Here is a 19002-nt window from a genome sequence, read left to right as displayed (position 1 = left end):
TGAAATGATTAGTCCTCAGCAAGTTGAGGAAATGATTAAGGTAGCGATCCCAGATGCCCAAGTTCAAGTACAAGACTTGACTGGAGGTGGAGATCATTACCAAGTAGTAGTCGTTTCTTCCCAGTTTGAAGGTAAGGGACGAGTACAACAGCACCAACTCGTCTACAGCTCCCTCAACCAAGCAATGTCATCAGAAGCTATCCATGCCCTAGCACTAAGGACTTACACACCCCAAGCCTGGCAAGCTGTCAGCCAAGTGGTGTAAGCTGGCTTCTCCCATAATTCTACTAGGCGCTAATACCTCATCCTCAAGACTAGGAATAACAGCTATGACTCCAGAATTGAAAGAGCGACTCGATAATCTCGTTCAACAAAACAAAATCTTGGTTTTCATGAAGGGCAACAAATTGATGCCTCAGTGTGGTTTTTCTAACAATGTTGTGCAAATTCTTAACACTCTGGGAGTTCCCTTCGAGACTGTTGACGTTTTAGCAGACTCTGAAATCCGACAAGGAATTAAAGAGTATTCCAATTGGCCTACCATTCCTCAAGTTTATGTTAACGGTCAATTTGTGGGCGGCTCTGATATTCTGATTGAAATGTACCAAAGTGGCGAGTTACAACAGATGGTAGAAGTCGCACTTGCTTCTTAACAATTAACGATTTAGATAGAAATTCATATAGGGGCGTACACTTGTATGCCCCTACTCATTTGCGACAAAGTTTATTTTTAATTGTTGGCAATTTTTAGCTAATTTTAAGCATCAGCATAAATAGCTGACCGATCTAAGTTCGATCTTACCCGCTCGGAAGAAGCCCAATTTAATTCAAAATTCAAAATTTTGATTTGATTTTCCACTGAATCCTATTTCGAGCCAATCTACAATAACTTAACGGTAGTCTGATTCTGGTTCTGGCTGAACCGGCATTTCAAAGTTATACGGATCGTATAGAAAGCGGGTTGCTTCTTCCTCTAAACGATGAATTAGATAGGGTTCGAGGATGTTGGAATGCCTCATGGCTGCAAGATAGCCGTCTAAATACAAACGTAAATCGTCCGTGCGATAGCCTCTCTGCCACATTTCGACCAGGGCATCGGTCAGTTTCTGATAGTGGCGAATTGTTTGAGTATCTTGTAACATAGCGCAAGATGAAGGGATCGAATGTGCCTTGAAAATGTGTTTCTTAAAGGGATTTGCCGGGATAGAACTTTTAAGTTGTCTGCTCTAAGCTGAGTTTTTCAAGCAGCGATCGCGCTTACTAGCGACATAGAAATTATGCATTTCTTCTTAGTAAGAGTGTATTCAGTTTTAGCAGGTCGATTTTATCGTGAGTCCTCTATACTAAGCTAATGTTCGAACAATTACTGTACTGTATATAATTTTTGTCTCATTTATTTCATCATAGACTAAATTAATCCCAAAAAGTTTGTATCTCTAGGGCGATTTTTACCGGGTGTCGGTCTTGACCAATTTGCAGTTAGATGCCTAAGCTATCGGGCAAGTCTCAGAGTATTAAGTTTTTTTAAGTTTGTTTTTAGAAAAACATATTAACCGATGTCTGTTCGCTCGTCAAGACTGCCAGAGAGTTGATACTGAGGTAGCAGCTGTTACAAAAGCGTGACACAGGCTTTGATACCTTGAGAGTCACGTATAAAAGGAATCTTGCACCTGTGACCTCGGTTTGTATAGAAATTGTAGAGGGAAATCCACATCTGCGATCGCTACTCAGTTGGCACTTACAACAGGTAGGCTATCGAGTATATCAAGCAGCTAGTCTCTATCAAGCGCGAGACGTATTTTTAACGCGCCAGCCCACACTGGTAATTCTCGATGCTGAATTAGCTGATGGTGACGGGACAGAGTTTTGCCGTTGGCTACAGCAACAACAGCAACCACTGATTCTGATGCTATCTGCGCGCAACACCGAAGCGGATATTGTCACTGGCTTAAAAGCAGGAGCAGACGATTACTTGTGCAAACCCTTTGGGATGCAGGAATTTTTAGCGCGAATCGAAGCGCTGATTCGCCGTCAACGCACGCCAGCCGCACCAGCTTACTTGGACTACGGTACTTTGCAAATAGATCTAGTCCAACGTCGCGTTTACTTCAAAGGTGAATACATCGACCTCACGCCTCAAGAATTTAGTTTACTTTACGTCTTGGCGCAAGCTGGAGGTTTACCCCTCAGCCGCTCCGAATTACTGCGGCGTGCTTGGCCTGATGCTATAGATAATCCCCGTACCATCGATACTCACGTCTTGTCATTGCGGAAAAAAGTCGAAATCGATCCGCGTCAACCAAGTTTGATTCAAACTGTGCGTAATGTAGGGTATCGCTTCAACGCGGAAATTCTCAAAGCCAACAGCGTACAACCAACTGACATTTCCCAACGCCAAACCGCAAATCACCACTCCACTTTAGAAGAAGCGAGGGAGAAGTCGGAAGCCACCAGTCAGAAGTCAGAGGTGTTTTACTAGTAAGTCAAAAGTCAAAAGTCAAAAGTCAGAATTAACTGCTCGTGCGCTCGTGCGCTCGTGCGCTCCCTCTGCCCCCTGCTCCCTACTCCCCGCTCCCTGCTCCCTGATAACTGCATATCTGTCGCACAATAAGAAAGAGCAGTGGCATGAAATTGGGTTATGTCTTCAATTGGTGTGGCAGTAGTTGGAACGGGTTTTGGACAAAAAGTTCATTTACCTGGGTTTAAGGCTCATCCTCGGACGCAGGTTGTAGCAGTGTATCACCGCGATCGCGACAAAGCTCAGGCGATCGCTCAAACTCATAACATCCCTCATGCGAGTTCTACGCTAGAAGAAATTGTCGCTCTACCAGAAGTCCAAGCAGTTAGCATCTCTACGCCGCCGTTTCTGCATTACGAAATGGCAAAAACAGTACTGCAAGCAGGTAAGCACCTGTTATTAGAAAAACCCACCACGCTCTCAGCTACAGGAGCGCGAGAGCTGTACCATATAGCCAGAGCTAACAATCTCGTCGTGACTCTAGATTTTGAATATCGCTTCGTTCCTGCATGGCAAAGGTTAGCCGAATTACTAGCTGAAGATTATGTCGGTGAAAAACGCCTAATTAAAATTGATTGGTTGGTTCCCAGTCGCGCCGATGCTTCCCGCCCCTGGAATTGGTATTCTCGTAAAGATATGGGAGGTGGGGCTTTGGGGGCGCTAGCTTCCCATACTTTTGATTACACGAGTTGGTTGTTTGGTGCGGTGCAAAAACTGTGCGCCCAGCTCAGTACTAGCATTCCTCTACGACTCGACCCGCTGACGGGGGAAATGAAGCCAGTAGATGCTGATGACACCTGTATGCTGATGCTAGAGCTGGCAGACGGTACGCCTTGCCAAATTAGTATTAGTTCGGCAGTGTATGCAAATCGCACGCACTCAGTAGAGGTGTATGGCGATCGCGGTACTTTAGTATTGTGCAGTCAAAATCAAAAAGATTACGTCCACGGCTTTCACCTCTGGGCTGCTTCCGCCGGACAACCACCTGTAGAATTAGAAATTCCCATGCGATTGGGATTTGACAAAACCTATACAGACGGACGCATCGCCCCATTTATTCGCGTAGTTAACCAATGGGTGAGAGGAATCGATAGCGGAGAATCCTTGACTCCCTCCATCCGCGAAGGTGTTTACTCGCAATTGTTAATGGATCTCAGCCATGCATCTCACCAGCAGCGCGGTTGGGTAGACGTACCAGATTTAGATAAATATCTTGTTTGTATTGAGAGAAATTAGACGTATTTATCAACACTTGAGAAAACACGATAATAGATATTCATGAGTTATCTTCCCTTTATTTCTGATGAAGCTTTAAAAAAAGCAGTTAAAAATGTAGTTGATTGCATTTTAGAGACAGAGCAAAAGCAAGAAAAAGAGATGTATAAAAATGTGATAGATCCTTTTTCAGCAGTTTTTGACGGTACAGTGCAAGGCTTTAGTTTGGAAGTATGGCTTAAAAAGGAAAAGTCAAGACAGGTTCAGAAAACAGTACAAAATAGAATAGGTCATTTTCATCAAGAGATTTTAGGTGGTGTTTCTGGCTGGACAAATCCTGTTCAGGGAGTAGATGTATGTAACCAAGAGAAAAAAATCATAGCAGAGATAAAAAATAAGCATAATACGGTCAAAGGAAGTGATAAATCTGGTATTTATGACTACTTGTTATTCTGTTTGAGTAAACCAGAGTATCAAGAATTTACTGCTTACTATGTTGAAATTATTCCTAAAAATAAAATAAGATACAATCGACCCTTTACTCCTTCAGATAGAGAAACTGGAAAGAGAAAACCTGTGAATCAAAAAATCAGACAGATCGATGGTCAAGCATTTTATGAATTAGTTACTGGTGTACCAGAAGCTATAAGTATGCTGTTTAATGTACTCCCAGACGTTATTAGTGATGTTTCAGAGCTGAAGACACTCGATCGACAACAGAAAGCTTCATTCAGGAGCTTATTCGATCGGGCTTACTGACATGATATTGATCTGTTACATTTGATAAAGCATTAATTATTGCTCGTCCTAAGTGATAAGCAAACTTTACAGGCACAGCATTTCCAATCTGTTGATACTTGGAACTAATACCACCAATAAATTCCCAATCATCAGGAAAGGTTTGAATTCTGGCATATTCCCTTACAGTAAAGGGTCTAGTTTCATCTGGATGACAACGCTCAGTTTGTTTCTGCGAAGGCGAAGTCGTCAAAGTTAAACTTGGTTCATCCCAAGCAATTCTACGCGCCATACCTGTTCTTCCACCTGAGAGATAATAGCTTTTCATCATATAGCTTTTCTGAATATCCTCTGGCAAGTCTCGCCAACAACCGCCAGGCGGAACTAAAGCTAAAATAGCAGCTTTTTTAGAACTGTATTTTACTCCCTCTGAAAGTGGAACATTTTTTAATGCATCTCTCAGGGTCAAAATTTTTGCAGAAGGGGCAGGATATTGAAAGCGAATATCTGGGCGAGTACCAATTATAATAATTCTTTCTCTTTTCTGCGGTACATCATAATTAACAGCATTCAGTAAACGATATTGAATGTTGTAATCTAGTGATTCCAGAACAGATAAAACTGTTTTAAGGGTTTCACCTTGTTGATGACTGATTAAACCTCTGACATTCTCAGCCAGAAATAATTTAGGCTTAACCTCTTTAACACAACGTACAAATTCATAAAATAAAGTACCGCGAATATCTTCAAATCCCAAACCTTTACCTGCATAGCTAAAAGCTTGACAAGGAAATCCTCCTGTTACAACATCTGCACTCATACCATCAAAAGAAACTTTTGAAACATCAGCATGAATGACACTCCAATTTGGACGGTTATGCCTGAGCGTTGCTACAGCATCTTTATCGATCTCGACTAGCGCTTTTGCACTTAGCCCTGCATATTCTAAGCCAAGTGCTAGACCTCCAGCTCCCGCGAAAAGTTCAATGACAGTAGCTTTAGGAGTAGTTAAAGCTTGAAGATGGGGAGTAGTGTACGGAATATCTGGGAGATTGAACAGGTCTAGCTGCGTATGCATAATCAAAAAGTATAAGCGATCTTTCTAATAAACTAGAGGCACTCCCGTACTATCTTTGGTGCGTGAATCACTCCATTATGATTCAATCAGCTAATTAGCTAATTGTCAACTTATATACATTTAAGTATAATTAATAGGTGACTCAGCTAATTAGCTAAGCTATAGTGAGAATTAATACCAGTTAGCAAGAGTAGACAAAATGGCGCAAACGCAAAGAAAGCCTGTATACATCCAGCCAGAACATCACGATATATTAAGGCGAATTGCTTATGAAGAGCGCTGTAACCTCTCAGATGTACTAGATGTAGTATTAGAACAAGCAGATTGGATAAAAGTTGCAAAAGAGGCAAACAATAAACCTATTCATAGAGCAATGGAGAGAGGTAGTCAATATAAGGTCTAACCGCGCAGAATTTTCAATAGCATATATGATGTGAGGCGAGATCGTGCAATAAATCGGTCTGAGAAAAGAAACCTTTGCACTAGTAGCCGCTCTATCTGTATGTAGTTAAATATTCTTAGATTGAATTTTTTATAAAAAGTTTATATTCCTATAAAATTAGCTCATATTAATTAACATACAAAACGCGATCGCGCAGAATTTTGTTTTGTCGAACATGATACACTTCCCTGAAGAATAAAGATTGAATTGTAGAGGTGGTTTTAATACTTTTCGGTTAAGACAAGATCCCCCCTAGCCCCTTTTTTAAGGGGGGGAATAAAGTCTCATTAAACAAGAGGGAACAAAGCCCCCTTTTTAAGGGGGTTGGGGGATCTCCAAGAGCTTTTCGTTACTGACAGAGCAGAAGTATTTTTTCACACATCACGGGAGCGACATTTAGATAATACTAAGATGGTCGATCGCCAAAAAATTGAAAGAGCGATCGCACTTCTATTGCTGCTCCCGTCATCAACTTAGGAGAAGCAATATGGTCATCGATTTTCAAGCTCAAGGTATCGACATTACTCGTTTAAAAGAACCAGCAATTCATACTTTTAATCAAATTCAACCGCATGGAATTTTAATTGTTTTAGCAGAACCAGATCTGACTATTTTACAAATAAGTAGTAATGCGATCGCTACGTTCGGAATTGCAGCCGAACAAATGCTACAAAGACCTTTATCAGAATTTATCGATCCTTTTCAGTTAGAAAGAATTCAGACTGGCTTAACTGCAACAGAAGATCTTGATATCATCAATCCCGTTAAGTTATGGGTACGAAAAAAAGGTGACGAATATTCTGTATTTGATGGCGTATTTCACCGCAATATAGAAGAATTTCTAATTTTAGAATTAGAACCAGCGCTAGCCCAAGAAAATATTCCCTTCCTCAGTTTTTATCACTTAGCTAGAGCATCTATTAATCGCTTAGAAGAAACTTCAAATCTCAGAGAGTTTTGTCAAATTATCGTCCAAGAAGTTCGCAACGTGACTGGATTCGATCGCGTCATGTTGTATAAATTTGATAACGACGGACATGGTTCTGTCATTGCTGAAGAAAAACTCGATAGCATGGAACCATATTTGGGACTACACTTTCCTGAATCTGATATTCCCAGACCAGCGAGAAAATTATTTGCCTCTAATTGGATTCGTTTAATTCCCGATAGCCACTGCGAACCTGTAACCCTCGTACCAGCAATTAATCTAATTAGCAAAGAACCTACAGAACTGACGAATTCTATTCTTAGAAGTGCCGCAGCTTGTCATTTTGAATATTTACACAATATGGGTGTAGGTGCTTCGCTGACAATCTCGTTAATTAAAGACCAAAAACTTTGGGGTTTAATTGCTTGTCACCATCAAACACCCATGTATGTTTCTTACGAATTACGCAAAGCGTGCGAATTTTTGGGACGGATGGTCTTTTCTGAAATTGCTTCTAGAGAAGAAACCGAAGATTTTGCCTATCGGCGACAGTTGGCTTACGTGCAGTCAGCTTTAGTCGAATATATGTCTCAAGAGGAGAACTTTGTTGATGGTTTGATTAAACACAAACCAAATCTTCTCAACTTAGCCGATGCCCAAGGTGCAGCAATTTGTTTTGGCAATACTTGCACGACAATTGGTAAAACTCCCGCAGCAGAAGACTTAAATTTCTTAGTTCAGTGGCTGAAAAATAACGTTCAAGAAGAAGTGTTCTACACCGATTCTTTAGCGCAAGTTTATCCCAATGCGGAAAGATTCAAACATGTTGCCAGTGGTTTATTAGCAATTCCAATTTCTAAGCGCAATTATGTATTATGGTTCCGTCCCGAAGTAATTCAAACCGTAAATTGGGGTGGCGATCCTCATAATGCTTACGAACTAAATCAAGAGAATGGACTACGATTGTGTCCGCGTAAATCTTTCCAATTATGGCAGGAAACAGTCAGCCTCACATCTTTACCCTGGAAACAAGTAGAAATTAAAGCGGCGCTGGAACTAAGAAAAGCAATTGTCAATATCGTGCTGCGCCAAGCTGACGAACTAGCACAACTAGCAGCCGACTTAGAAAGATCGAATGCTGAATTGAAAAAATTTGCTTACGTTGCTTCCCATGACTTACAAGAACCGCTAAATCAGGTAGCAAATTACGTCCAATTGTTAGAAATGCGCTATCAATCGCAACTCGACGCAGACGCGAAGGAATTTATTAATTTTGCTGTCGAGGGAGTCAGCTTAATGCAAACGCTGATCGATGATGTGCTGGCATATTCTAAAGTAGAAATGCAGGGAGTTGAGTTTGAACTTACGGAAGTTGATACGGCTTTAGATCGCGCTTTAGGTAATTTAAGACAACGCATTACCGAAAGTGGGGCGAAAATTAGCCGCGATCCATTACCGACTGTGATGGCAGATAGCACCCAATTGATGCAATTGTTTCAAAATTTGATTGGTAATGCGATCAAATTCCGCAGTGACAAACCATTAGAAATTCATATCTCAGCACAGCGTCAAGAAGAGGATGAGTGGCTGTTTGCAGTACGAGATAATGGAATAGGTATCGAATCGCAATTTAGCGATCGCATCTTTGTGATCTTCCAACGCCTGCACCCACGAGACGAATATCCAGGTACGGGAATGGGTTTAGCAATCTGTAAAAAGATTGTCGAGTGTCACAGGGGACGGATTTGGGTAGAGTCGCAACTTGGGGCTGGGGCAACATTTTATTTTACGCTACCCGTAGGAGGGCGCGATCGTGAGCGGAGAAACGGACGCAAAGCACAAAACGATCTTTTTGGTAGAGGATAATAAAGCCGATGTCCGCTTAATAGAAGAGGCATTGAAAAACAGTTCTGTACCGCATCAAGTGATGTCGGTACGGGATGGAGTCAACGCGATCGCATTTTTGCGTCAAGAGGGTGAGTTTGTAAATGCACCTCGCCCCGATTTAATTCTGCTGGATCTCAACTTACCCAAAAAAGACGGGCGAGAAGTCTTGGCAGAAATTAAAGCCGATCCTCAACTCAAAAGCATTCCTGTTGTCGTCCTCACGACTTCTCGGAACGATGAGGATATCGCCCATAGTTACGCTTTGCACGTCAATTGTTACATCACCAAATCTCGCAATCTCAGCCAATTGTTTCAGATTGTCAAGGGAATTGAAGAGTTTTGGCTCTCTACCGTTACATTGCCATAACGCTCCCCCCAACCCCCCTTTTTAAGGGGGGTTGGGGGGAGCGAGGGCTAAAACTTCTAGCGCATAATTGGTAATGTATGAGCATAGTTACTATTTAGCCCAAACAACCATCGCTACAAGAGGAGGGGGAAAAACCAGAAAACTATGCTTGCCAGTTTAGTAAAAGTCTTGTTAATTGAAGATAGTTTGGCAGAAGCCAGATTTTTACAAGAGATTTTGCGGCAAGCCAATCTCAGACACTTTCATCTGGTACATGTCAAGCGATTGGGAGATGCCTTAGCAGAACTGGATCGAGGGTTAATATCGTCACAACCCTACGATGCAGTTTTACTAGACTTGACTCTTCCAGATAGCCAAGGGTTGGCATCTTTACCTCTACTACTACAACAAGCACCTAGCTTACCGATTGTCGTTCTGACGAATACGAACGATGACGAATTAGCAATTGAGGCAGTGCGACAAGGGGCGCAAGACTATTTAGTGAAACGGCAGATCGATGCTAAATTGTTGGTACGATCGCTATGTTATGCGATCGAGCGCAAGCAGGCAGCAGAAGCTTTACAAGCCAAAAATCAAGCATTAGCAACCCAGGTGCAGGAAAGTGCAGTTGAGTTAGATAAAGCTAAGCAACTGAATCGATTTAAATCTGAATTTGTCTCAATGCTATCGCATGATTTTCGCAGTCCACTGACAACTATTCTTTTAGCAACTGGACTACTACAAAATAGCGAAAGAAAATTAACTGAAAAACAAAAACTAACCCATTTTCAACATATTAATGCTGCGATTAAAAATATGGCGCAGATGTTGGATGAAGTTTCTCTAGCGGGGAAAGCTGAAGCGGGACAACTTCAATGCCTACCTACCTATTTAGATATTCAAGATTTTTGTCAAGAACTAGTTGCAGAACTAGAACTGAGTGCAGCCAAAAAACAAATTGCTCTAGTTTTCACCTGTCAGGGTCAAACAGAAAAAGCATTATGGGATGAAAATCTACTGCGCCATATTTTAGCTAACTTACTCAGTAATGCAATTAAATATTCTTGCGCAGGCAGTAGCGTACAATTTAATTTAGCTGCTCAGCCAGAAATGGTAACTTTTCAAATTCAAGATTGGGGAATTGGTATTCCCAAAGCAGATTTACCACAGCTATTTCAACCCTTTCACCGCGCTAGCAATGTCGGTAGCACTCCTGGTACTGGCTTAGGACTGGCGATCGCTAAAAAGTGTATTGAAGCCTGCGGTGGCGAGATTTATGTGGAGAGTGAAGTTGGTAGAGGCACTACATTTACTGTCCTTATACCCGTAGGATGCGTTAGCTTCTAGCGTAACGCACCCTACAAATACTGCCATTTTACTACTATAGATAGATGCATTAAGTCTAAAAATAGATAGCTTCTACAAAATTAGAGTAACGGTAACAAAGCCTACGAACCCTTTCATCAAAGCCGAATAATCTAGCAACAAAAGGATTTTACCGAACAACCCGATCTGATGCGCAAATGCGATCGCACTTGCTGTAAAGTAACTCTCGTAGGCTAGATCGATGACACAAGCAGTTAAAAAACAGAAATTAAATAAAGTCGAACAAGCCAAAGCTAAAAAACACCCCTTACTACTCAAACAAGAACTAGAACACTTTGCCCAAATTGGCTGGGAAGCAATGGACGAGTTCGAGCGAGATTTCGGACTTAAGTGGTTGGGTTTTTTCCATCGTCCAGTGACTCCTGGTAAATTTATGATGCGGATGCGGATACCCAACGGCATCTTAACTAGCACTCAAATGCGAGTACTAGCAGAAATCGTACAGCGCTACTGCCAAGGTGCGGGATTTCAAGATCGAGGTAACGCAGACATTACCACGCGCCAAAACTTACAACTGCGTGGCATCCGCATCGAAGATATTGCCGATATTATCAACATACTGGCACAAGCTGGTCTAACCTGCGTCCAATCAGGGATGGACAACGTGCGCAACATCACGGGTTCTCCTGTTGCAGGTATCGATGCCAACGAACTCATCGACACGCGCGGATTGTGCCGCATTCTCCAAGATGCCATTACTAACAACGGTGAAGGCAATCTCGAACTGAGTGATTTACCTCGAAAATTTAACATAGCTGTGGCTGGTGGTCGCGATAACTCGGTTCACGCCGAAATTAACGACCTCGGCTTGCTTCCAGCATATAAAGACGGGACGCTAGGCTTTAACATCATTGTCGGTGGTTATTTTGCCCCCAATCAATATGTATCGGCAATTCCCCTTGATGCTTGGATTCCTCCCGAAGATGTGGTTGCTTTAACTCTGGCGATAATGATGGTCTATCGCGAAAATGGACCGAGGGAAAACCGCCAAAAGTGCCGCATGATGCACTTAATTAACCAATGGGGAATAGAAAAGTTTCGCGCTGAGGTAGAACAACGGTTCGGTAAACCGCTAGCTACAGCCGCAGAAAAAGATGAAATTGATTGGGAAAAACGCGACCATATTGGAGTTTATCCCCAAAAACAAACAGGATTAAATTATGTCGGATTGCACGTTCCTATCGGTCGCTTGTATGCAAATGAAATGTTTGAACTGGCGCGAATGGCAGAGGTTTACGGCAATGGAGAAATTCGCCTCACCGTCGAGCAAAATTTAATTATTCCCCATATTCCCGATACACGTTTGAGTGCATTTTTAGCCGAACCTCTGCTAAAAGAGCGTTTTACAATTGAGCCAGGAATTTTAAATCGAGGCTTAGTTTCTTGTACTGGAAATGAGTTTTGCGGTTTTGCAATTATCGAAACTAAAAACCGCGCTTTAGCAATAGTTAAGGAACTCGAACAAGAGTTAATCTTAACTCAACCAGTGCGAATTCATTGGACGGGATGCCCTAATTCCTGCGGTCAACCTCAAGTTGCAGATATTGGTTTTATCGGCACGAAAACGCGCAAAGACGATCGCACGGTGGAGGCAGTAGATATATGGATGGGTGGTAAGGTTGGTAAGGATGCCCACTTAGGTAAAGAGGTGATGAAACGGGTTGCCTGTGAAGATTTAAAATCAGTAGTGCGGGACTTATTGGTCGAACATTTTGGGGCAGAAATTAAAGAGGAAGTTTTGGTAGGTTAGATCCCCCCAACCCCCCTTAAAAAGGGGGACTTTGGTTAATTCATATGTAGGGGCGCACAGCTGTGCGCCCCTACCAGCCGACATTCAATCAAGGGGGCTTTAGATTGAAGCGATCGCACCATTACGCCGTTTATCTCCCGCACCTGAAATAATTCCCGATTCATCTTCCATGACTGTATGCACGCCGCCAAAAAACATATTCTGCTTGTTCCATAATAGGGATATTTCATCAGCAGAAATTAAGTGAGCGATCGCTTCCTCATTCCACCCTGGTTCTAGATTCAAGACATTATCTTCCCAATGCAGGCGAGAACTGTTCACAGCTAAATCTACAGGCATTTGAAAATCAATAATATTGGAAATAACTTGTAAAATTGCTGTTCTGATTCGCTTAGAACCACCAGACCCTAAAACAATTTCAGGGCGATTGTCTTTTAATACAATTGTGGGCGACATCATGGAAGAAATTCGTACATTTTCTTGCCATTGATGAAAGCCATGTGGATTTATATCGTCCTCACCTAGCATATTATTTAGCATGATGCCCGTACCTGGAATAATGTAACCACAACCCTCTCCATTAGAAGTTGTGACGCTAGCGGCATTTCCTTCATCGTCCACAACGCTTAGATGGGTGGTACTACCCCACTTATTCACAACTGAATTTAATTGCGATGCATATTCGGTAATTTGAGCAGCAGCTAAAAATGTTTCTGATATATTAGTTTGATAAACATTAGAATCGTACTTTTCTTTTCGAGCGCGATCGGTTAATCGCATTATTTCTGTGATAATTTGTAAGTGCTGCGGCGTGCCAAAACCAATTTTACTAAGATCGAATTGAGACAGCAATTCTAAAGCAAAAGCAATTAGAATTCCTCCTGAACTAGAAGGCGGATTTGTTAATAATGTATTTCCTCGATAATTAATCGTCAGCGGTTCTCTCTCAATAACTTGATATTGTGCTAAATCTGCCTCAGTTAAATAACCGCCATTGTTTTGACAATCTTTAATTAATTGTCGGGCAATATCTCCTCGATAAAACTCTTGCACTCCTCGTTCGGCAAGATAGCTTAAGGTTGCTGCAAAATCAGGCATGAATAATTTATCTCCTACCTCCAGCAACACGCTTTGCGGCGCGTAAATTTGTCGTGCTGCTTTGGTAGCGGTCAAAATTGGTTGTAAAATTCGCCAGCAGTAAGTTTGAAACTCATTCACTTCTATACCATATTTAGCATAGTGAACTGCTGGCTCAGTAACGACATGAAAAGGTAATTTACCTAACTTTTGTTGTACGTGAAAAATCCCTCCAATATTTCCCGGTACGGCAATCGCGCCCAGTCCAATATGAAATTCTTGCACGGCATCGCCAAAATTCACATCTATGGGGTAAAAATTAATTTCTTGTTGAGGTCTTTTATGAATAGGAGTTTGGGAAAAGAAATCAAATAAAATATTCTGATTGTCCTGAGTATGCGCTAAAAGAAAGCCTCCACCAGCAGCAGAAGTCAGCGATGATTCGGTGACAAATGAAGCTAAAACAGCAGCGGCGGCGGCATCAAAAGCATTACCACCCAGGCGAAACATTTCAATTCCGGCTGCGGCGGTTCTTGCATCTCCAGCCGCGATCGTACCGCGTGTAACCTTGCTCATGTTTGCAGATTAGGACAAAAGGAGAATTGGGACGAAAGTAAGTCAAAAGTTAAAAGTCAAAAGTCAAAAATAGCCGATGGCTGACAAAAAGTGTTAATTAATACAGTTTATAGTACACTGTATAAGAGAAAATATACACAAAAGTGAGTATTTAAATAAAGATAAAACAATTTACTGAAAGTAAGTCATATATCACTTTTTAAGCTGCTACCTACTTTCTATTTGCTGAGAACTGATAACTGATAAGTGATGAACCCAAGCTGGGTATTAGAGCGAGTTGGAAATGGTGCGATCGCGGCTGTAGCCTTACATGACGGTCATGATGTCAGACAGGAAGTTGCAGATTTAATGGTCATCAGTGAAGCCGATCGCTGGCGAGAAGAAGACCCATTTACGGCGGCTTGGACGACGATCGCAGATACGCAAATTGTGGTGAAGCGATCGCGGTTTGAATTAGATCTCAACCGTCCTAGAGAAAAAGCAGTTTATATTTACCCCAAAGATGCATGGGGTTTGGAAGTTTGGCAATCCATGCCATCAGCTGAAATTCTTGCCCGTTCCTTAGCTGAATACGATACTTTTTATGCTAATTTAGAACGAATTTTTAGAGATTTAGAACGCCGTCACGGACGTTTTGTTGTATTTGAACTGCATACTTACAATCATCGCCGTTTGGGACGAGATGCCGAACCTGCCGATCCGAGATATAATCCAGAAATTAATTTAGGCACTGCGACACTGGATCGCGATCGCTGGCATTCTATCATCGAAAGTTTTCTCTCGGATCTCCGCAACTTTGACTTTTTGGGAAGGCAACTTGACGTAAGAGAAAATGTCAAATTTTACGGCGGACATTTTCCTACTTGGGTACATCAAAAGTTTCCCGATTCTGCTTGCGTCCTCTCGATTGAAGTCAAAAAGTTTTTTATGGATGAATGGACGAACGAAGTAGATTTAGAGCAATTAGAAGCGATCCGCCACGCCTTACAATCCACCGTACCAGGGATATTGAAGCAGCTAGTGGTAGAAACCAGAGGAAAATATTAATTTTGCTAACTTGAGGGCTAGGTGCGATCGCGATTCGAGTCAACGGTAGACTTAGCCTGTGTAGTCGCGAATTCTATTCGCCCAATCTCTTCGTATTACGAATAGTAAACAGTCAGGTAGGTGAATTCCTACCTGACTGAGAATTTATCCAATATTAACTTTCACAACCTTATTCTTTTCTTCTTCTGCTTTCGGTAATGTGAGAGTTAGAACGCCATTTTGGTAGTTAGCTTGGACGTTTTCATGCTGAATTCTAGTTGGGAGTGGAATGACGCGACGGAACGAACCATAACGAAATTCGGAACGAGTTACGCCTTTTTCTTCTGTCTTGGTTTCAGATTTACGTTCGCCACTAATTGCAACAGCTTCCGCCGTTACTTGTACATCTAAATCTTTAGCTTCCATTCCAGGAACTTCGAGTTTCAGGTGAATTGCTTCTGGTGTTTCTTGCAATTCAGCTGCGGGTACGAACGCCGTACCACCATTACCACCAGTGCGAGGTGACAAGCTGTCAAACAAACGGTTCATTTCTCTTTGTAAATTGCCAAATTCGCGGAATGGTTCCATTTCAAATTCGCGGAATGGTTCCCAACGTACTAGTGCCATAATTACCTCCGAACTTTGCTGTATCTCTAGCTAATGTGTGTTAACTGAATTACCGACTCAACAGCTGTTTATTTGTCGGGGGTTGACTTTTCTCAACCCAATATCAGGCTATCAAAGGTAGTCGTAGGGAGATGTTCGGTTCTTTGCCTATGCTATGTTCTTCTTACCGTAATTAAATGAAGTAGAAGTAGGGTGCGTTAAGTAACGCACCCTACCACGAACTCTTATTTTTTCGACTTACATAAATAGGCTGTAGGTTCTAAAACCCAAAGAGTATATCCTTTAGGAGTTTTAACAATTAAAGCATTGTTGTCTTTTTCCTGAAGTTTAGCAACCACGCTTAAGGCTTTTTCTCGATCTTTAACTGACTTGAAAAAACTATAGTATTGCTTGTTAAACATAATTGCAGCCATTCGTTCATTTGAATCAGGGACGCAAATATGACAAGTACAGAATTCACCAGGAGAGAGAAATAGACTGTTTTGAGGATTGCGGTTGGAAGATGAAATCGTAGGTTGCATAATTTTTTCTGTTATCTATTGACCCAGCAGAGGATAAGTTACAAATAGCGATCGCCCGATCGTAAATATCATTTCTATTATTAAAATATGTAAATTTAGCTGTGAGTGCATACCGTATCATTGCGGATTTCCACAAAACAAAAATAGGTAGCAGGGCTGTGCTACCTAACAGACAAAAATTCTTTGTAGTAGGGTGCGTTACGTAACGCACCCTACCATTGTCGATCGCCGATTTAGACTTGCACCAAATGATAAGGACTGGTCAACTTATCCAACTGCTGGACTAACAAACTCAAGAATAATCCTACGTCTGTCACCACACCGACAGATTCAACCGAACCGCGATCGCTCAGTTTTGTGACTACGGCGGGGTTAATATCGACACAGACCATTTTCACCCCAGCAGCCGTCATATTCCCTACGCCAATAGAATGCAGCATCGAAGAGAGCATTAAAATCATATCTGCTCCCTGCAATAACCGTGCGTATTCGGTTTGAGCCTTAATTAAATCCATCTCGGTGTCGGGTAAAGGACCATCATCCCGAATCGATCCTGCTAAGCAGAAGGGGACGTTGTTGCGGACGCACTCGTACATGACTCCGCTTTGCAATACACCTTGCTCGACAGCCTTAGCAATACTGCCATAACGCCGGATCGTGTTGATAACCTTCAAGTGGTGGCGGTGTCCTCCTTGTACGGCGACTCCCCGCTTCATATCAACACCGAGGGAAGTTCCCATCATATTTTGTTCGATATCGTGGACGGCGATCGCGTTTCCACCCAATAAAGCTTGCACGTAGCCTTGGCGGATCAACTGCGATAGGTGTTCCCCGCCACCTGTATGAATCACCACGGGTCCAGCCGTGACAACCACCTTACCACCTTGGTCGCGTACTTGTCGCAGTTCCCAAGCTACTTGTTCTACTACCAGTTCGACGCGGCGTTCGCTGGAGACTCCAGCAGACATAAAGCTAAATTCCTGCTTGTTGCGCTGTTCCCGCGATTCCGTTTTGCGAATGGTACGAATACCTTCAATTCCAACAATGACGTGTTCGCCAACTTCCAAATCCCGCAATAACTTGCAACGAGCCAAGGGACTACCAGAATTAAATGTAACTGCGATCGCGCCATCCATCCGCTGATTTTGTACCTTCACCCACTCGCAATTTACCCGCACTTCTGTTGGATAAATCGTCGTGACGTAAAAATCATCGGGAGCTACACCCGCTTGATGTACGGGTTCCATATTCACGTCGCAAACTTCTTGCGGACGCGGCACAGCACCCAAATCGATTAGCTGAGATATAATCTCTTCCATCACGTCGCGGGATGGAGCTGTCACCTTCACTTCGGCGGAAGAAGTGCTTTGTCGCTGTTCTCCCAAGCTAAAATTCAGCACCTGGAAGCTACCGCCATTTTCCACGATCGCATCTAAAGCGCGGTTGATTAAACCGGAATCCAACAAATGTCCTTCCATACGGACAGCACGACTTTCCACAGGCGTGCTGGCGTGGACTTCTTCCCGTACTGGTTCTGTCACCCGCAACGTCAGACATTTGGCGGCTCCCCCAGCCTTAAGGAATTCTGTCAGCGGGGTTTCAATTACCTGAAATCCCAGTTTAGTCAAGCGAGCTTTTAAATCTTCACTCGCCTTATTCATTACTACTACCGAGTCGATGTTGACGGCGTTACAAGCAAAATTCACCGCATCGGCTTCTTTAATCGCGATCCGCTTTTCAGCTGGAACCCGCATTTCAATCAGACGGTTGGAATAGGAATCAAAAGCTGGGGGATAGTAGAGGAGATAACCGCCACTCAAGGGACAAAAACAGGTATCGAGGTGATAGAAGCGCTCGTCCATCAAGCGCAAGGATAACACTTCAATATCAAGCCATTTGGCGAGATAAGGGTGAGAATCGAGTTCGGAACGGAAGCCATACCCAGCCCATAACCAGCGTCCTTCCCGATCCAGCAGTGCATCTCCAGCACCTTCAAATGGTAAGTCTTTAGGTAATTCGTGTACCGTGTAACCTTTGGACTCAAACCACTGCTTGAAGAATGGTTCTTCTCCCTGACGCTCCTTGTGGAAGAATCGGCTGAGGACAACTGTATCCCCCAAAACCAAGCCTGCATTCGCAGTAAATACCATGTCTGGTACGCCTGGTTGCGGTTGCACCAAATCGACAACGGCTTGTTCCTTTAGGACATGGAACAACTTTTGCCACTGTTCGACGGCGCGATCGCGGGAGGACTTGTGAATGTTACCCTCCATCCAGGGGTTAATCACGTAGTCCACATCATAGTGGTCGGGGGCGCACATTAAGAAGCGGATCGAAGAACTCATAGAAAGCTTTCTATTGGGTCAATATGACAAACTCTTCATGAATACAGATTTTTATGTCACCAATTCTGTAGAAATTGTTACGGAATCTGTACTCAATGCAACTACATTGCAACTGCAATTCTAGATCTTCATTCTATTACTTTGAGGAACAGTAGGATGAAATGGCTTGTGAGGGGGCGATCGCAATGTTTGTGCTTCGCAATTCTTGATGAGATTAAGTATTTACTCTTATTGGCTGAATTAGCGGTATTGCAGCTATTTTTAATAATTTGCGTGTTAGCTTAACTAATTTGCTGTAGATAAAAGCCAATTGAGTATAGGTGGGCAATGCCCACCCTACTATAAAATCGCTACTATAAAATCGCGATCGCTTAGAGTAACGACAGATTATGGCGATAAATTAGTCAAGCTGGCTTGATTTTTAGCTTGCTAGCAAATAGCACAAACTATTGCCCAATTCTGCTATTTTTAATATTTTCTAAATAATTCACACCGAAGGGTTAGCAACTAAATAATAATCGCGCTTTTCAACCTGTAAACCA

Annotated in this window: 17 protein-coding genes; 11 read left to right on the top strand and 6 right to left on the bottom strand. The window is 42.5% G+C overall.

Annotation, left to right across the window (positions count from 1 at the left end; translation table 11 throughout):
• Positions 1-4 precede the first annotated feature (4 nt).
• Both H6G17_RS02185 and grxD read left to right on the top strand, forming a co-directional pair.
• The gene (locus H6G17_RS02185) at positions 5-265 is read left to right on the top strand and encodes a BolA family transcriptional regulator (protein WP_015157300.1); all 261 of its coding nucleotides are present in this window, start codon (positions 5-7) and stop codon (positions 263-265) included.
• A gap of 64 nt (positions 266-329) precedes the next feature.
• The gene (gene grxD / locus H6G17_RS02180; RefSeq protein ID WP_015157299.1) at positions 330-653 is read left to right on the top strand and encodes a Grx4 family monothiol glutaredoxin; all 324 of its coding nucleotides are present in this window, start codon (positions 330-332) and stop codon (positions 651-653) included.
• Between the two features lie 237 nt (positions 654-890).
• Here the strand turns inward: grxD and H6G17_RS02175 are convergent, their stop codons facing one another.
• Positions 891-1142 (bottom strand): DUF6761 family protein, encoded by a 252-nt coding sequence (locus H6G17_RS02175; RefSeq protein ID WP_106544800.1) that lies wholly within the window; start codon positions 1140-1142, stop codon positions 891-893.
• Positions 1143-1672: 530 nt separating this feature from the next.
• Between H6G17_RS02175 and H6G17_RS02170 the strand changes: the two genes are divergently transcribed.
• The 3 genes from H6G17_RS02170 (at position 1673) to H6G17_RS02160 (ending at position 4492) form a co-directional block, all read left to right on the top strand.
• Positions 1673-2479 carry a response regulator gene (locus tag H6G17_RS02170; protein WP_192153721.1) on the top strand — a complete coding sequence of 269 codons (807 nt, stop codon included), beginning with the start codon at positions 1673-1675 and terminating at the stop codon, positions 2477-2479.
• Between the two features lie 159 nt (positions 2480-2638).
• Positions 2639-3754: a Gfo/Idh/MocA family oxidoreductase gene (locus H6G17_RS02165; RefSeq protein ID WP_192153720.1), complete on the top strand. Its 1116-nt coding sequence runs from the start codon at positions 2639-2641 to the stop codon at positions 3752-3754.
• A 42-nt stretch (positions 3755-3796) separates the two neighbouring features.
• The gene (locus tag H6G17_RS02160) at positions 3797-4492 is read left to right on the top strand and encodes an Eco47II family restriction endonuclease (RefSeq protein WP_192153719.1); all 696 of its coding nucleotides are present in this window, start codon (positions 3797-3799) and stop codon (positions 4490-4492) included.
• On the opposite strand, the gene H6G17_RS02155 is transcribed toward H6G17_RS02160, so the two are convergent.
• Positions 4464-5549 carry a DNA cytosine methyltransferase gene (locus H6G17_RS02155; RefSeq protein WP_192153718.1) on the bottom strand — a complete coding sequence of 362 codons (1086 nt, stop codon included), beginning with the start codon at positions 5547-5549 and terminating at the stop codon, positions 4464-4466. The two genes, H6G17_RS02160 and H6G17_RS02155, sit on opposite strands and share 29 nt — an antisense overlap.
• Before the next feature lie 199 nt (positions 5550-5748).
• Between H6G17_RS02155 and H6G17_RS02150 the strand changes: the two genes are divergently transcribed.
• The 5 genes from H6G17_RS02150 (at position 5749) to H6G17_RS02130 (ending at position 12288) form a co-directional block, all read left to right on the top strand.
• A complete protein-coding gene (locus H6G17_RS02150; RefSeq protein WP_192153717.1) occupies positions 5749-5952 on the top strand; it encodes a hypothetical protein in 204 nt (67 codons plus the stop codon).
• 526 nt (positions 5953-6478) lie between these two features.
• Positions 6479-8785 carry an ATP-binding protein gene (locus H6G17_RS02145; protein WP_192153716.1) on the top strand — a complete coding sequence of 769 codons (2307 nt, stop codon included), beginning with the start codon at positions 6479-6481 and terminating at the stop codon, positions 8783-8785.
• The gene (locus tag H6G17_RS02140) at positions 8733-9173 is read left to right on the top strand and encodes a response regulator (protein ID WP_192153715.1); all 441 of its coding nucleotides are present in this window, start codon (positions 8733-8735) and stop codon (positions 9171-9173) included. Before H6G17_RS02145 ends, H6G17_RS02140 begins: the two co-directional genes overlap by 53 nt.
• A 144-nt stretch (positions 9174-9317) precedes the next feature.
• On the top strand, positions 9318-10499 hold the full coding sequence (locus H6G17_RS02135) for a hybrid sensor histidine kinase/response regulator (RefSeq protein ID WP_192153714.1): 1182 nt from the start codon (positions 9318-9320) through the stop codon (positions 10497-10499).
• Between the two features lie 220 nt (positions 10500-10719).
• Positions 10720-12288 carry a ferredoxin--nitrite reductase gene (locus H6G17_RS02130; RefSeq protein ID WP_192153713.1) on the top strand — a complete coding sequence of 523 codons (1569 nt, stop codon included), beginning with the start codon at positions 10720-10722 and terminating at the stop codon, positions 12286-12288.
• A 99-nt stretch (positions 12289-12387) separates the two neighbouring features.
• Here H6G17_RS02130 and ggt read toward each other — a convergent pair whose 3' ends face one another.
• Positions 12388-13941, bottom strand: coding sequence for a gamma-glutamyltransferase (ggt, locus tag H6G17_RS02125; RefSeq protein WP_192153712.1), 1554 nt, complete (start codon positions 13939-13941; stop codon positions 12388-12390).
• A gap of 249 nt (positions 13942-14190) precedes the next feature.
• Between ggt and H6G17_RS02120 the strand changes: the two genes are divergently transcribed.
• On the top strand, positions 14191-14988 hold the full coding sequence (locus H6G17_RS02120) for an N-formylglutamate amidohydrolase (RefSeq protein ID WP_192153711.1): 798 nt from the start codon (positions 14191-14193) through the stop codon (positions 14986-14988).
• 144 nt (positions 14989-15132) lie between these two features.
• Here H6G17_RS02120 and H6G17_RS02115 read toward each other — a convergent pair whose 3' ends face one another.
• From H6G17_RS02115 to H6G17_RS02105, 3 genes are all read right to left on the bottom strand, one after another.
• Positions 15133-15594, bottom strand: coding sequence for an Hsp20/alpha crystallin family protein (locus H6G17_RS02115; RefSeq protein WP_192153710.1), 462 nt, complete (start codon positions 15592-15594; stop codon positions 15133-15135).
• A gap of 224 nt (positions 15595-15818) precedes the next feature.
• The gene (locus tag H6G17_RS02110) at positions 15819-16115 is read right to left on the bottom strand and encodes a hypothetical protein (RefSeq protein ID WP_192153709.1); all 297 of its coding nucleotides are present in this window, start codon (positions 16113-16115) and stop codon (positions 15819-15821) included.
• A gap of 233 nt (positions 16116-16348) precedes the next feature.
• The gene (locus H6G17_RS02105) at positions 16349-18460 is read right to left on the bottom strand and encodes a TIGR00300 family protein (RefSeq protein ID WP_192153708.1); all 2112 of its coding nucleotides are present in this window, start codon (positions 18458-18460) and stop codon (positions 16349-16351) included.
• Positions 18461-19002: the final 542 nt, after the last annotated feature.

Origin of the sequence: Chroococcidiopsis sp. [FACHB-1243], assembly GCF_014696895.1 — a bacterium.
Lineage (GTDB): Bacteria > Cyanobacteriota > Cyanobacteriia > Cyanobacteriales > Chroococcidiopsidaceae > Chroococcidiopsis.
This window is presented reverse-complemented; position numbering and strand designations above follow the sequence as displayed.